Annotated in this window: 8 protein-coding genes; all 8 read right to left on the bottom strand. The window is 72.6% G+C overall.

Annotated elements, in window-relative coordinates; translation table 11 throughout:
• Window positions 1-20: 20 nt before the first annotated feature.
• Complete coding sequence (locus ACFYYW_RS46085) at window positions 21-10373, bottom strand: hypothetical protein (RefSeq protein ID WP_387660188.1); 10353 nt, start codon at window positions 10371-10373, stop codon at window positions 21-23.
• A gap of 57 nt (window positions 10374-10430) precedes the next feature.
• Entirely contained in the window at window positions 10431-10766 is a 336-nt protein-coding gene (locus ACFYYW_RS46080) for a hypothetical protein (RefSeq protein ID WP_387660185.1), read from the bottom strand.
• The gene (locus ACFYYW_RS46075) at window positions 10763-11158 is read right to left on the bottom strand and encodes a YbaB/EbfC family nucleoid-associated protein (RefSeq protein WP_352320552.1); all 396 of its coding nucleotides are present in this window, start codon (window positions 11156-11158) and stop codon (window positions 10763-10765) included. Before ACFYYW_RS46075 ends, ACFYYW_RS46080 begins: the two co-directional genes overlap by 4 nt.
• 94 nt (window positions 11159-11252) lie before the next feature.
• Entirely contained in the window at window positions 11253-11657 is a 405-nt protein-coding gene (locus ACFYYW_RS46070; RefSeq protein WP_387660181.1) for a hypothetical protein, read from the bottom strand.
• Entirely contained in the window at window positions 11654-12547 is an 894-nt protein-coding gene (locus ACFYYW_RS46065; protein ID WP_387660178.1) for an SseB family protein, read from the bottom strand. Before ACFYYW_RS46065 ends, ACFYYW_RS46070 begins: the two co-directional genes overlap by 4 nt.
• Window positions 12548-12563: 16 nt before the next feature.
• A complete protein-coding gene (gene asnB / locus ACFYYW_RS46060) occupies window positions 12564-14378 on the bottom strand; it encodes an asparagine synthase (glutamine-hydrolyzing) (RefSeq protein WP_387660175.1) in 1815 nt (604 codons plus the stop codon).
• Window positions 14379-14558: 180 nt separating this feature from the next.
• Entirely contained in the window at window positions 14559-14765 is a 207-nt protein-coding gene (locus ACFYYW_RS46055; protein ID WP_055509312.1) for a cold-shock protein, read from the bottom strand.
• Window positions 14766-14977: 212 nt separating this feature from the next.
• Window positions 14978-15367: a VOC family protein gene (locus tag ACFYYW_RS46050; RefSeq protein ID WP_387660172.1), complete on the bottom strand. Its 390-nt coding sequence runs from the start codon at window positions 15365-15367 to the stop codon at window positions 14978-14980.
• Between the last annotated feature and the right edge of the window lie 23 nt (window positions 15368-15390).

Here is a 15390-nt window from a genome sequence, read left to right as displayed (position 1 = left end):
GATGCCCGACGTCCCGCCTGTCACACCGCCACCGCCTCGGGGGCCGGCGTCACCAGCGGGGTGTCGTTCAGCCGGAGGCCGCACACGCACGGGCCGTCGGCCGGGCACACGCACTCGGCCTCGGGCGGGTTCCAGCCGGTCGTGTTCGCCGTCGCGCGGATCCGGTCCAGGATCGCGGGCCAGTCGCGGGGGCGGCCGTCCGCCAGGGTGGCCAGCTCGGTGGCCACCTGCGGCGGAAGCAGCCGCAGGATCTCCGGACGGGCCCTGGTGACCAGGTCGAACAGCACGCCGAGGCGGCCAGAGCGCTGCCTGATGTTGGCCACGCGGGCCTGGCGCACCGCCTCGTGCAGCTCGGCCAGCTCCTGGCTGTCGGCCGGCGGCAGGCGCAGCGCGCGGGCGACGGCGGCGGCGGCCGTCCCGGCGGCGGCCCGCTCGTTCGCGCCGATCGTGCGGGCCGGGTCCACCTCGTAGGTCAGCACGCCGGGGTGGGGCTCGCCGGACCCGGGCGGCCGGACGTCCACGGTGATGGGCGCCCGGCCGGGCAGCACGATGTCGAGCAGGCCAGGACCGTGTATCACGACGCGCGCGCCCATGAGGGCGGCAGCCCGTACGACGGCTCCCGCGGCGGCCGTCTCGGGGAGCGTCGCGTGCCCGCGGATCGCCGTGACGTCAGCGGGCGTGAGGTGGCCCGAGCGGGACAGCTCCACCAGCCTGGACGGCGCGCCCTGCCGGTCGCCGGTCAGCCCCAGCCGCCGGGCCTCCTCCTGGAGCGCCGCCCGTTCGGCGCGCGAGCGGATCGGGCCCGCCTCGGCGACCGCCCGCGCCAGCCCGCGCAGCCGGGCCAGCGCCGCCGCCTCGGCCGGACCGGGCCGCCCGGACTCCGTAGGACGGTTCTGCGCCGGACGGCCGGCCGCGGGATCGCCCGAGAGCGTGGCGGCGTGGGCCGCGACGTGCTCGGCGACGGCCGTCGTGGCCCGGGAGCCGGCGTCGGCGGGCACCCGCAGCGTCAGGTGGCCGGGAGCGCCCGGCTCGACGGTCACCTCGGCCGCGCCGGGCGCGGCCTCGGCCAGCGTCAGCGTGAACTCGCCGCCGGGGGTGGTCACCGTGAACGTGTCCGCGGGCCCCACCTGCGGGGCCGCCCCGTTGACGGAACCGGCTCCCGGGGTGATGGCGGGCACGCCGGCGATCTCGGCCAGTTTGCCCAGGCCGGGCGGCGAGGTGTCCAGGCCGGTGGCCGAGCCGCCGTTGAGCAGACGGGCGATCCGGCTCTGCGGCTCGGGGGCGGCCGGCGCCCGCGGCCCGGTGCCCCACGGCGGGGCCGGCGGGGTGTGGCCGCGCCGGCGGATGTCCTCGGCGACGGCGTCGATCGCCGCCGCCAGGCGCTCCCGCCGGGCCGGGTCGGTGGTGGCGTGCCACTTGTCGGACAGGTGGGCGTGCTCGTCCATGCGGGGGAGCAGGCACAGGTCGGTGCCCTCGGCCTGCTCGCCCTGCGGCGACGTCCTGAGCACGCCCTGCGGCATGCCGGCGGCCGCTGCGGTCGCCGCCTGGGTGACGTGTGAGAGGTCGTGGACCAGGACCGACGACACCAGGTCCGGATGCACGCGTCCCCAGATCCGCAGCAGGTGCGGATCCGCGGCCGTGCCCGCGCGCGGCACGGTGACCGCGTTCAGGCCCTCGCCCGGCTCGCCGACCTCCACGCGGACGTGCTGGTCGGGCGCGCCCGGCACCTGGACGGTCAGGACGTTCTCCCCGGTCCAGCCCACGTGGGCGGCGGCGCCGCCGAGGTCGACGGCGGACAGCGGCTGGCCGCGCAGCTCGTCCAGGCTCAGGTCGGGGACCCCTTCGGGGCGCGACGACCTGCTGAACGGCGTGTTCTCGATCGCCGGGGACGGCATCCCGGCGGCCGCCGTCGCGCCCTGCGCCACGCTGCCGCCCATCGGGTCCGGGTGCCCGGCGGTGGCCGGAGCCCCGGCGGGCCAGGCGGGCGGCGGGGCGGGCGCGGGAAGGGCGTCGAGGGCCCCGAGCGCGGCGTTGACCTGCTCGGTGAAGGTGCCGTCCGTGGCCGGGTTCATGAAGACGTCGCGCAGGTCGAGTCCGGCGCCGCGGGCCGCGTCCAGCAGGTCGGGCGCGAGGCCGGCGATCGACTCGGCGAAGCCGCCGTCCAGGGTCTCGCTGTACAGCGAGCCGTCGGGCATGACGCGGTAGCGGTGGAGGCCGTCGGCCTCCCGGATCGCCACCCGGGCGACCTCGCCGCGGTCGCGGGCGGCCAGGCGGGCCTCCTGGAGGGTCTGGATCGGGTTCTGGTTCGCGGAGGCGGGCACGAAGGTGAACGTCGCGGGCGGCGGGCCGTCGGCACGCGGCGGCCCGAGCCGGACGCCCGCCGCCATGCGCTCGCGCAGCTCCTCGATCTCCTCCCCGAACATGATCACGTCCACCTCGCCGGTCGAGGCGGACGGCAGGTGGACGGCGTCGCCGACCGGGTGCTCGTTGCCGTCGCGCAGCCGCGCCATGTACTGGAAGTCGAGGTCGTAGTCGACCCGGAAGCGTACGGTGTAGAGCTTGCCCTTCTCGAACATGCTGCGCTCGCGGCGCGCCCCGTGGTGGTCGCTGACGCTCTCGGACGTCTGCTCCCCGCCCTTGACGCCGCCGTTGACCCCGGTCGAGGCGTCCGACCCGTTGACGCCCCAGCCCAGCGGGGTCGTGTGCCCGCGGGAGACGGTCACGTTCTGGGCGTCGGCCTGGCGGTCGACCTGGCCCTTCTCCCCGTCGTACGGGCCGGCCACGATGGTCAGGTCGGACAGGCGGGCGTGAGCGGTGACCGTCACGCCCTGGTCCTTGAACTTCTGCCTGGACACCGGGACGATCGGCTCGCCGGAGGGGTCCGTCATCCGTTCGAACGCGGTCAGCAGCGCCGACGGCGCCAGCCGCCTGATCAGCTCGGGACGGCGTTCCTGCACCGCCGCCGCGCCCAGCATCTTGGTGAGCTGGGCGGTGACGACCTCGTACAGGCTGGGCTTGGCCGGGTTCTCCCACAACGACTCAGGGAAGAAGCCGGGATGCAGCTCGGCCTGCCGGGGGTCGGTGTTCATGACGACCGGCCCCGGATCCTCGGCGGCGGGCCTGGTCATGCCGGTCGGGATGCGCCGCACCAGCGTGGCGTCGTAGACGACCGGCGGCGTGGCGCGCGGCTTGCGCTGGAGCCTGTCGGCGATCTTCTTGGCGCGGCCCGGGATCCTGCCTCCCCGTACGGGACGGCGCTCCACCTCGATGACGACCCGCATCTGCTGCTCCACCTCGGTCAGCCCGTTGAACAGGCCGACCCGCTGCAGCCGCGTGTTCTGGTGGTTGGTGGAGCCCGAGTACCCGCGTCCGCGGTCGGTGGACAGGCCGCCGCCCTGGCCGCCGGCCGGATCGCCGGTGGTCGAGTCGAGACCGGCCGAATAGGACCCGTTGTACGACTCCGCATGCGTCTTGTCGGTGTACCGGTAGCGCTGGACGATCAGACCGGCCTGCGACGTCTGACTGAGGAGCGTGGCCGAGCGCGGGTCGCCGACGGGTTCGAGGCGTACCCTGACCGTCACCTCCTCGGCCTGCGTCACCTGCGCGCCCTGCTGGACGTGGTAGCTGCGTTCGAAGCCCCGCGACGACCACATGTCGGCGACGTGAATCACCGCGGCGTCCTCGGAGAAGTCGACGTTCAGCTCTTCGGCGAGGGTGGTGCTCTCGTCCAGCGCCCCGGGCACGGCGTCCTGCACGGCGCTCCGGACCGCGTCGATCACGTCGACCGGGTCGCCGTTCTCGTCCGTCAGGGTCAGCGACTCGGTCGCGCTCGCGCCCACCGACCGGTCGTACGGCGCTGCGAGCACCACGTCCCTGGAGCGTTCGAGCTGCTCGGCGGCGTCGTCCAGGGCTTGGTCGAGCATCTCCTGCGGGCTTCCCGGGGCGGGGGAGCCGAGATCGGAGACCTCCTTGAGCTTGGTCAGCAGGGCCTGCGGGGTGTGGCGCTCGGTGTACTCGTTGGTGACCCCCGACTGCGCCATGTCCGTGACGTAGCGCTGCACCAGCGGGACCGCGATGCTCCGGTCGAGGGCCAGGCTGCCGTTGAGGAACCGTTCGACCGCGTCGCCGACCAGGTGGAGCGGCAGGTCGAGGTCGCCTTCCCCGTACATCAGCAGCGCGTCGTCCTCGGCGACCACGAACAGCGCGGTGCCGGAGACGGTCTCCGTCCTGGGCCCGCTGACGGTGATGCGCTCGCCGGTCGGCACCCCGTGCTCGGCGCTCTCGGAGCCGGTGAGGGTGAGATCGACGGTGCTGCGCAGCATGTAGTGGCGGCCGAAGTTGATCACCAGTTCCTCGTCGCCCCAGATGTCCAGGAGCGAGGTGGACTCGGACGTGCCGCCGGACCGGGAGGGCAGCGAGAGCGAGCCGCCGTCCCTGGTCGTGCCGCCGTCGTCGAGGTCGGAGGCGCTCGTCGACATCGCCGCGGACAGACCGGACGAGCCGCCCCACGAGATCCCCGCGCTGCCGATCCCGAACTTGATCTTGCCGGTGACGGGGTCGATGATGCCCAGCACCTCGGTCTCGCCGATCTCGCCGGACACCGACAACGACGAGCGCGTGGGGCCGCCGTTCGGCCGGATCGCGCCGTCCGTGGTGAACGGCTGGTTCAGCAGCTTCGGATGGCCGACCAGGTTGCGCACGTTCAGGAACGTCATGAGGTGCTGGAGGGCCACGGAGTCGGCGGTCGTGCCGCGTGGCAGCACCTGGCGGGCCGCGTCCAGGGGGCTGCCCACGTCCACGTGCAGCAACCGGGCGATGGACCTGAGCTTCGGGGACATCCGCCCGATCGGCGTGGGCGGCGTCTCCTTCGTCGACGGGAGCAGGTCGGCGGCGAAGACGAGCTGGGCCGAGCCCTCGGTGGTCGCGATCGTCGTCGTCGTGCCGTTGTGCAGCAGGTCGGCGGTCATCTTGTGGCCCAGCTTCAGGATCGCGACCGGGCCGTTGCTCTCCTCCAGGGTCACGATGTTGGTCGTGCCGCCGGCGCTGGAGCCCGCCGTACGGGTGCGGTTGCCGCCGCCGTTGACGCCGACCTCGTGCGTGAGGCCGTCGTGACCCTTGTCCGGGCCGTCGCTCTCACTGACCGACGCGCCGCCGCTGTACGTCCTGGACCTGCTGATGGCGCGGGCCGAGGTGTCGGAGCCGATGTCGAGGTTGACCACCGTCTGGGTGTCGGTGTGACCGACGTAGGTCACGTCCTTGAAGTCCTGCTGCAGCGACAGGCGCAGCATGAAGTGCTCGGGGGCGGCGTTGAGACCCTGCAGCGTCAGATCGAGGACGATGCCGTCCTGAGCCAGGGAGTCGTAGGCGGCGCGGAGCCGCTGATCCGACAGTTGCTCCAAGAGCTCCTGCCGGTTGAGGATCTGGCTGGCGCGGGCGAGATCGTTGGTGGAGTACTCCGGCACGCCGTTCACGACCTTGGGGATGACCCCCCGCTCGGCCAGCTCCTCCAGGATCTTCTCCCGGAACTCCGCCAGCCCCTCGATCTCCTCCACCAGCGCCGGGCCCGCGCCGCGCATCTTCCCCGGCCCCTCGCCGAGCCATATGGGCAGCTCCGGCTTGCGGCCGGGCGGCGGGGCGGGGTCGGGGTCGCCGCGCAGGACCGGCTCGCCGTTGGCGTCGATGACCGGCTGTCCGCCCTTGCGGACCAGCGCGGCGGTGTCCACGGGCAGGCCGAAACGGAAGGCGGCCTTCTCGCGCATGTCGGCCAGCACCGTGCTGCGCACCGGCGTCAACGTGACGGGCGGCTCACCGAACCGCTCCACGGTGAACGTGGTGACCACCACGAGCCGGTAGCTCTGCTTGTGGTGGGTCAGGCGGCGCACGCTGGGGTGGATCGCCTGCTTGTTGGCCGTGGCCGAGTACGACCGCGACGCCCCTCTCGCCCCGTTGGCCTTGGGGCCGATCGTGGGATGGTAGGCGCCGAGGTCCACGCCCTCCAACCCCGGAGCCTTGAACCCGGCCGAGGCGTTGCCTTCGAGCGAGGCGCCCGAGGACGCGCCCGCGGGCGTCGCGACGAAGTCGACCAGCACCTCCTCCTCCCACTCCTCGGAGGTCGAGCCGCCGACCGGCTCGGAGAGCTCCACCACGACCCGGCTCTCGGCGCGTACCCGGACCTGCGGTTTGCCGTCCTTGGTGAAGACGCGCTCCAGCCCTTCGTTGACCGCGGTCCGCAGGCTGGTGGGCAGGTTGTGGGTGACGAACCCGCGCAGCGCGTCGCGGGCCGGGGTGCCGACCTCGGCGTAGTCGCCGCCGAGCGCGTCCGCGAGCATGTCGACGGCGCCCTCCAGGTCGCTCATGCTCTGGACGATGACGTTGGGCATCTCCTCGCGGCGCTTGGCCCTGTCGATCCACTCCAGCTTGCGCGGCGTCTGGTCGGTGGCGGAGTGCGAGAACCACACCCGCTGGCTCGAGGAGTCGCCGGGAGCGCCGGAGTCGACCGTGACGGTGCCCCGCCAGTTCTCGTCCTGACCGGTGCGGATCTCGACCGTCCAGGTGGCGGCGGCGTCGAACAGCAGCGACTCGCTGCGATTGTCGGAGACCGAGCCGTTCTGGGCGAACATGCCGGCTCCACCGGTGTTCGACCAGTTGCGCCCGATCGAGGCGCCGAGGCCGACGCCCAGCAGTTGCGTCATCATCCTGGCCACGTGGTCCTCGGGCATGAACTGGGCCAGGACGCTGGTGTCGAAGCCCATCGACAGCCCGCCGCTGCCCGCCTGGCTGACCGAGGCCGTACGGCCGGCCTGGTGGAACAGGCCCACCATCATCTCCGACCCCTTGATGGCCGGATCGAGCACCTCGACCAGGTCGGCGAGCGTCAGCTTGATGCGCACCTCGGCCGCCTCGCCGTGGTGCCCCACCTGCACGACGAGGCCGTCGGCGGAGACCACCTTGTGGAAGTCCGCCCGGATCGCCCCCTCCAGCTCGTGCGTCGTCACCCGGTGGCCGAAGCCGTTGTCGGCCAGCAGGTCGTTGACGGCGGTGGTGAGGGCGGACACGTGGGCCAGCCGGCCCGTCGGCTGGGCCGCGGCCAGGTTGATCTCCTGGGGCAACGCGGCGGCCAGCGCGTCCAGGTAGGCGGCGTGCTGCTGCAGGACCTGGTTGGCCAGCCGCTCGGCGACGGGCCGCATGCCGACCGGCCCGGCGGGCGCGCTCGGGTTCTCGATCTCGTTCAACGCCGTGAGCAGCTGCTGGTACGTCTGCCGGGTCCGGGTCGCCTCGCGCAGCGCGACCTCGTACGCGTCGGCGATCCTGGTGTGCCGTTCCCGGGTGGCGCGATGCGTACGGCTCTCCTGCCGCGCCTTGCGCGCTCGCTCCGCGTGGCCCTGGTCGTGCTGCCTGTCGGCCTTCCGCGCCTCCTGACGCGCCTTGCGGATCGCCTCCTGGGCCTCCTCGGCGCTCTTCCGCTTCGCCGCGATCTGCTCCTGCAGCGCCTGCTCGGCCCGCTGCAGCGCGTCGATGACGGCCGGCAGCTCCTCGCGCGCCGGGCGGCCCTTCGGCACCGGCGGCGCGTGCGTGGGCCGGGACCCCTGCTTGGGGGCCCACGGCGGCGGCGGCGGGGTGTGGCCGCGCTTGCTGAGCTGGCGGGACACGCCGTCGATGTCGAGGGCGAGCAGCCGCTGCTCCTGCGGCGTCTGCGCGGCGTGCCACTGCTCGGCCAGGAACGCCAGCTCGTTGAGCTGCGCCTGGGCGCACATGTCCTGCGTGGGCTCGCTGGTCGCCGGCTTGCGGCGCAGGAAGCCCCGCCGCGGGGGAGCGGCGTCCTCCTGGATCCTCTGCAGGGTGTCGGTGATCTCGTGCAGCCAGACCCGGGACAGCTGGCTCGGGTTGACGCCGGGGGCGAAGTGCACGACGTGGGCGTGCTGCGCGTCCGCGCCCGTCGAGAGCTCGGTCTCGCCCATGAGATCTTCGCTCAGGCCGCCGATCACCGGGCGGAAGTGGTGGGTGCCGTTGTCGGTGCGGACGACGAGCGTGCTGCCGTCGGCCGACCAGGTGATCTCCTGCACGCCCTGGCCCGGGAAGTGGTCCGGGCGTACCGCGTCGGCCCCCGCACGGACCTCGTCGGGGTTCAACTGGGTGCCCGGCCGGCCTTCGGTGACGTGCCGGGTGCCCGGCACCGGCCTCGACGTGACCCTGCCGGCCCCGGACCTGCGCCCGCCCGACCTGCGGCCCCCTCGCCTGCGCGGCCTCGACGTGGTCGTGCCCGGCCGGCTCGTGGGCGGCCGGCCCGGCTCCGACGCCTGGGCCATCAGCATCAGCGAGGTGGCCTCCACCCGCAGGTCCTCGGCATCGGTGACCTCTTCGGCGCGGGCGTCCAGGGCGGCGCGCACCCGTCGCATGGTCGCGGCGCGGATGAAGCTGACGCGGCCGTCGGGCAGCAGGATGAGCAGGTCGCCGTTCGGGGCGACGGCCGAGCGGGGGAAGTCCGTGGCGAGCGCGTCCATGAGCGCGGTACGCGCCCGGACGGTCGCCGGGACGGTCGCCGGGACGGTGGCGCCGTCGGGGACGTCGGCCGACATCGTGGAGGAGTCGTTCTCCGCCTGCGGCGCGACAGGCCCCTGCTGGGCGTCCAGCTGGGGTGCGGGCTGGGGCCGGCCGTTCTCCTGAGAGACCTGCTCGGGCCGGCCGTCCTGCCGCGGCGCCGGTTCCTGCTGGTCGCCCTGCTGATCGCCCTGCTGGTCGGTCTGCTGGGTGGTCTGCTGGTCGCCCTGCTGGTCGGTCTGTTGGGTGGTCTGCTGGTCGTTCCGTGGGTTGGTCTGCTGGTCGTTCCGTGGGTTGGTCTGCTGGTTGTCCAGTTGGCTGGTCTGCTGGGCGTCCTGCCGCGGCGCCGGTTCCTGCTGGGCGTCCTGCTGGTCGGTCTGCTGGTCGTCCAGCAGGGTGTTCCGCTGGTCGTTCTGCCGGGTGTTCTGCTCCGGCGATGTGCGGTTGTTCCGGGACTGCGCGTCGGGGGACTGCGGCGTGGTCTCGTCGGCGTCGGCGCGCGGCTCGCGGTCGTCGTCCCGCTGCTGGTCGGTCCTCGGGGGCGCCTGGCGACGCGGGTTCGTGTCCGAATCGGGGGCGGGCGTGGCGGGCGTGCCGCGCCTGACGTCGTCGTTCTGGCTGGAGGAGGGCGCGCCGGGGTGTGGCGCCCCGGTGGAGACGACGGGCCCGCCGCCCGAAGGGGCCGGGCCGCCGGCCGGCGGGTTCCCGCCTCCGGCGTTGGGGTCGCCGCCACCCGCGCGGGCGGCGTCGGTACGGGCCGCGGTGTCGTAGGCCGAGGCCAGGGCGGTGACCGGGTGGGCCAGCGCGCTGGTCACGTCGGTGTTGAACGGGCTCATCGACGTGACACGCCCCGCGGCGCCGAAGTAGGCGCCCGCAAGGGCCTCGGCCGTGAACGGGTTGTCCCACTGCCCGTACACCAGGCCGTTGGCGAGGAAGCTGCCGACCGGGGAGGCGATCATGTTGGTCACGCCGGTGGACATCACGCGGCCGGGGATGCCCGGCAGAGGCCGGGTGAGAAAGGAGACGGGCCCGGCCATGCCGGTGCCGACGAGCGCGCCGCTGCCGGCGCCGATGATCGCCGCTCGGGACTTCTTCCAGTCCCATTCCTTCCTGGTGCCCATCTGGATCTGCTGGTACTGGGCGCCGGCGTCGATGAAGAACTCCTCGCCGATCTCCTCGATCAGCTCCTTGCCGATCGCGGAGCCGAGCAGCCGGGCGATGGCGCCGCGTCCGGTGGCGCCGCTGAGCACGGCGACCCGGGCCAGCTTGCCGGCGCCCACCTCCCTGGCGCCGATCATGGCGAGCCGGACCAGGATCCTGCTGATGGCCGCGCGGGCCGCGGCCGCGTACGGCCCGATGATCGCCGTCGAGGAGCCGGCCGTGAAGAAGGCGACGAAGAGCGCGATGGCGATGGCGATGACCGTGACCCAGAAGGCCACGTTGACGGACAGCTTGGAGTACTGGGTCTCGACCGCGAAGTTGTCCGACTGGCCGAAGTAGTTCTGCGACTTGCCGGCCGTGCCGGCCATGCCGGCATTGTGGCCGAACAGGTACTTGGCGCGGGAGACGAAGTCCGCGCTGGCGGGCGAGGACCAGCCGGCCGCCACGGTCCGCACGGCCGAGCCGGCGCGCGGCGCGGTGCCGATCGCCCCGGCGGCGAGCGCGTGGTAGGCATGGGCGAGCTTGGACATCCCGCTCTCGCTCGCCTCCGGCCACTTCTGACCGGCCGACAACATCGGGATCAACCAGTTGACCACCCAGTCGGGCATCGTCTCGGTCTCCCAGACCGGCTCCACGTCCCGGTCGATGCGGACCGGGGGCGAGACAGTGGACACACTCGACGAATTCTGGGAAGTCGGCCCCTGGGGGCCGGTGGCGCTGTGCGTCACGCGTCAGACCTCTCGCGCTTTGAGGTCCTGCTCCATGGCGGCGTCCACGGCGAGGGTGTTGTCGATGCTCGCGCGCAGCCTGCCGCACGCGTCCAGCATCTGCTTGGAGAGGTCGACGCACTGGTTGAGCATGCGGTTGGGGCCGTCGTCGCGGAAATGGGACTCCTTGAACGCCTGGCCCTCCATGCCGTTGCCCCAGGGGGCGGCGGCCAGCGCCTCGACGACCGCGGCGACCAGCCGCTCGGACTCCTTCTCCCAGTCCTCGGCCATGGTGGTCCATTGGGAGATGCCCGAGTCCACGACGGGCTTGGCGATCTGGGTGCCGTCCCAGGGCCTCATCGGGCGCCTCCCATGCGGTCGGCGAGCCGGGCCATGACGGTCTCGAGGTCGCCGCTCAGGTGCGCCTCGAAGTCCTCGCGCGGGATCACCGGCTCGAAGATCTCGGTGACGCGCTCCTGGGCGCGCTCGGCGGCCAGCCGGGTGGTCTCGGCGATGGTGTCGGCGAGCCGGCGGGCGTCGGGGCGGCGGTAGATGCGCGGGTCGAGGTCGAGCCGGATCAGCTCGCCGCGCGAGCCGACCGTCACCGACACCAGGCCGTCCTTCGAGGTCTCGGTCACCTGGACGGCCTTGGCCTGCTCGTGCAGCTCCATGCCCACGTCCTGGATCTGGCGGAACATGTCGCGCAGCTCGTCGCCGTATGCCCGCATCCCCGCCACGTCAGGAGAATCCATGACACCCCCGCCCCAATGCCGCGTGTTTCTTACGTCACATCCACCTTTCAGGTCAGTTTCTGTCACATGAACAACAGGAGACAAGAGCCAATCATCAAAAAGGCCCATCTTGTGGACTTATCGCCACAACTTCCTCGCGAAGCTCGGTGATCTCCGTCCGCGGGGCCCACGCCCGGTACACCCCCCGCTCGACGCGCTCCAGCCCCAGCGCGCGCGCCGCGGGCGCGGAGCCGCCCAGGTATTCGAGCAGGAGCAGGCCGTCCCGCTCGTCGTGCACCTGGAACCGCTCGCCCCGCCACGTGCACTCCGTGGTCACGAACTGCAGGGACGCGCACTCGGTGAACGGCACCGTGCGGACGTGGCAGCCGGGCTCGACCTCCTCGAAGCCGTCGGCCGGGCCCGTGGTGCGCAGGCGCACCCACAGCTCCAGCGGGTGCGGCTCGGGGCTGGCCACGTAGTCGGCGCCCTGCCAGCGGGCGCGGTAGAAGTGCCAGCTCATGCCGTCTCCTTCCGGCCGATCAGCAGCCATCGCCGCAGGTCGCCGTGGTAGAGCGCGCGCCGGTGCTCGGTGCCCTGGCGGGTGAGCTCCCAGATCTCCGCGCCGTGCGGCAGGCCGACGCCGTACACCTTGTACTCGCGGATGACCTGGTCGACGTTGGGCACCAGGCCCATGCCCACGAACGGCGGCTCCTCGACCACCCACCCGGCCACCGCGTCCCGGCCCTGCTCGTCGAGCCCGCCGTACGGGGTGCGGTAGAGGTCGAGGCCGACGGGGTGCCAGCGCAGGATGTTCAGCGAGCCGCTCTCGGTCAGCATGTCGGGCTGCCCCAGCGCGTCGGCCAGCACCGTGGGCGTGGCGATGTGCGAGACGTCGAGGGCGTGGTGGCAGTAGCCGGACACGCGCGGCTCGGCCGTCGCCAGCAGGTCGCCGATGTCGGCCGGGGACAGCAGCTTCTGCACCACCGGCACCCCCGACCTGGGCGCGAGCCGCAGGTCCTGGACGAGCGTGGGCACCGCCAGCCTGGCCAGCGTCCCCGGCTCCAGCAGGAACGAGGCCCCGAGGCCGGGGTTGACCGCCAGGCCCCATCGCGGGTCCGGCCAGCCGGCCGCCAGCTCGGCGGGCGAGACGATCCGGCAGTGCGTGGCCAGGCCGCCGGTCGCGGTCACCATCGCCTCGACCGAGGTGAAGGCCAGCACCCACGTACGGCCGGAGTCCGTGGCCGTCGCCCAGGCGGGCGGCTCGGTCCCGGCCGCCGCGGCGGCGGTGATCGGCAACGCCAGGTCGGCGTCGCGGAGCAGGCCCAGGCACAGGGCGGTCTGCCCGTCCTGTGCGGCCGCCCACAACTGTTCCTCGAACGGCGTGGCCGGCAGATGATCAGTGGACGTCATCCGCCCAGTGTGCCCGCTACACCTCCAGGCGCACGCCGTAGGCGGTCAGCCAGACGTTCAGGTCCAGCGCCAGCTCCAGGCCGTACCTGCTCATCGTGGTCGTCACCTTCTCGGCCGGCGCGAAGGCGGCCTCGCGGACGGCGTCGGCGTCGAGGAGTTGCAGCACCGGGGCGTCCTTGTCGGCGGCCAGCTCGCGCAGCGCGTCCCGGAGCGCCTGCTCGTAGCCCACGTCCTGGGTCACCGGGTACGGGGCCTTGACCCGGCGCGCGATCGGCTCGGGCAGCAGGTCGGCCCCGGCCGCCCGCAGCAGGCTCTTCTCCCTGCCGTCGAACGTCTTCATCGACCAGGGCGTGTTGAACACGTAGTCGACCAGCCGGTGGTCGCAGAACGGCACGCGCACCTCCAGCCCGACGGCCATGCTCATCCGGTCCTTGCGGTCGAGCAGGAAGGGCAGGAACCGGGTGAGGTGCAGGTAGCAGATCTCGCGCATGCGCCGCTCGCGGGCGTCCTGCCCGGCCACGTGGGGCACCTCGGCCAGCGCCGTACGGTAGCCGTCGGCGGTGTAGGCGTCCAGGTCGAGCTGCCGGATCAGCGACTTGTCGAGCATGTCGGTCGGCTGCTGCTCGCGCATCACCATCGCCAGCCACGGGAAGGTGTCGGCCTCGACCGTCTGCGGCAGGTGGAACCAGGCGTACCCGCCGAAGATCTCGTCGGCGGACTCGCCGGACAGCGCCACGGTCGAATGCTCGCGGATGGCGCGGAACAGCATGTAGAGGGAGGAGTTCATGTCGCCCAGGAAGCTCGGCGCGTCCCAGGCCCGGACGACCGAGGCCCGCAGCCCGGGGTCGGCCAGCTCCGCCGGCCCGAGGACGATGTCGGTGTGCTCGGAGCCGACGTGCTCGGCCAGCATCCGCACGAACGGCCGGTCGGGGTCGCCGCGGTACTCGTCGGCCTGGAAGTGCTCGGCGTAACCGGCGTAGTCCACGGCGAAGGAGCGGATCGGGCCGTGCGTCCTGGCCAGCGCGGTGACGACGCTGGAGTCGAGGCCGCCGGACAGCAGCGTGCAGAGCGGCACGTCGGAGATCAGCTGCCGGCCGACGATGTCGTCGAGCAGCTCACGCACCGTGCGTACGGTCGTGTCGAGGTCGTCGGTGTGCTCGCGGCCCTCCAGCGACCAGTAGCGGCGCAACCGCGCGCCCTGCCGGCCCACGCGCAGCAGGTGACCGGGCGGCAGCTCGCGCATGCCCTTGTAGACCGACCGCTGCCGGACGGTGGCCATGCTGAGGAGCTGGCGCAGGCCGTCGAGGTCGACCACGGGCGGGGCCAGCGGGTTGGCCAGGATCGCCTTGGGCTCGGAGCCGAACAGCACGCCGTTGGGCAGCGGGTAGTAGAACAGGGGCTTGATGCCCATGCGGTCGCGGATCAGCACGAGCTCCTGCGCGCGCTCGTCCCAGACGGCGAAGGCGTACATGCCGTTGATCCGGTCGGCGACGCCCTCTCCCCATTCCAGGTAGCCGCGCAGCACGACCTCGGTGTCGCTTCTGGTGCGGAAGCGGTGGCCCTTGGCGGCCAGCTCCTCGCGCAGCTCGCGGAAGTTGTAGACCTCGCCGCTGTAGGTGATGACGGCCAGGCCCTCGGCCTCGATCGGCATGTGGCCGCCCTCGACGTCGATGACGGCGAGCCTGCGATTTCCGAGCGCGGCGTGCGGTTCGAGGTGCAGGCCCTGGTCATCGGGGCCCCGGCAGCTCATGGTCGCGGTCATGGCGAGGGCGGTGGCCCGTTCGCTGGTCAGGTCGCGGTCGAAGTCCACCCATCCGGCGATGCCGCACATGCGAGGGTCCTCTCAGACGCAGTCCTGGTGGTGCTCCCCGGCGTCGTCTGACAACTTGGCTGACGCTCTCGCAACATAACCGCGCGGAGCTGATCGGTCCATACCCGATGAAATGCCCCTGAAAGCGGTCTGGGCCCGCACCCAGAAGAGGGTGCGGGCCCAGACACGGGCTGCGTGAGGTCAGGCGGGAACGATGTTCTCGGCCTGCGGGCCCTTCTGGCCCTGCACGACGTCGAAGGCCACCTTCTGGCCCTCGGTCAGCTCACGGTAGCCACCGTTGGAGACGATGTTGGAGTAGTGGGCGAAGACGTCGGCGCCGCCGCCGTCCTGCGCGATGAAGCCGAAGCCCTTTTCCGAGTTGAACCACTTCACGGTACCGGTAGCCATAATGATCTCCTTCAGATGACGTGCAGAGACGGGATCCGCACCGTGCGGATCCCCGTGTCGCCGCGATGAGCCCATCCCGGAGATGACCGGAAAACAAAAACGCACCTGAAGTTCAGCTAGGTCAGGTGCGCACAAAGTCTTTTATGGGTACCACAACTGCAACGGGCTTAACGCTAGCACACGGTCTCCTCCGGAGGCAAACGCGGGGCGGTTCACCGCGGGTCGCGGCGCAGCGGATGGCCGGGCGGCACCTCCACCAGGACGATGCGATGGCCGTCGGGGTCGGCGATCCACATCTCGACCAGGCCCCACGGCTCCAGCCGCGGCTCGCGCAGCACCGTGACGCCCGCCTGCCGCAGGCGCTCGTCCTCGCGCCCGACGTCGCGCACCTGCAACCAGATCGACAGCGTGCCGCCGGTCGCGGGGCCGTCGGAACGCCCGGCGACCTCGAGGAAACCCTGGCCGAGGAAGAACACCACGCCGGGATCGTCGTCGGGGCCGAACTCGCGGTAGACCGCCAGGCCGAGGGTGTCGGCGTAGAAGCGGCGGGTCCGGGCGGGGTCGGTCGGCCGCAGGAGCACGCGGCTGCTCAGCACGTCCACGGGGTCATCGTAGGCCGCGGCGG

The sequence above is a fragment of the Nonomuraea sp. NPDC001831 genome (assembly GCF_042892035.1).
In the GTDB taxonomy this organism is placed as follows: Bacteria; Actinomycetota; Actinomycetes; order Streptosporangiales; family Streptosporangiaceae; genus Nonomuraea.
This window is presented reverse-complemented; position numbering and strand designations above follow the sequence as displayed.

What these genes read in the sequence shown, in the direction of transcription:
- ACFYYW_RS46070 (WP_387660181.1), bottom strand. Translation starts at nt 11,657, where the DNA reads ATGAGCTGGCACTTCTACCGCGCCCGCTGGCAGGGCGCCGACTACGTG.
- asnB (WP_387660175.1), bottom strand. Translation starts at nt 14,378, where the DNA reads ATGTGCGGCATCGCCGGATGGGTGGACTTCGACCGCGACCTGACCAGC.
- ACFYYW_RS46075 (WP_352320552.1), bottom strand. Translation starts at nt 11,158, where the DNA reads ATGGATTCTCCTGACGTGGCGGGGATGCGGGCATACGGCGACGAGCTG.
- ACFYYW_RS46055 (WP_055509312.1), bottom strand. Translation starts at nt 14,765, where the DNA reads ATGGCTACCGGTACCGTGAAGTGGTTCAACTCGGAAAAGGGCTTCGGC.
- ACFYYW_RS46065 (WP_387660178.1), bottom strand. Translation starts at nt 12,547, where the DNA reads ATGACGTCCACTGATCATCTGCCGGCCACGCCGTTCGAGGAACAGTTG.
- ACFYYW_RS46080 (WP_387660185.1), bottom strand. Translation starts at nt 10,766, where the DNA reads ATGAGGCCCTGGGACGGCACCCAGATCGCCAAGCCCGTCGTGGACTCG.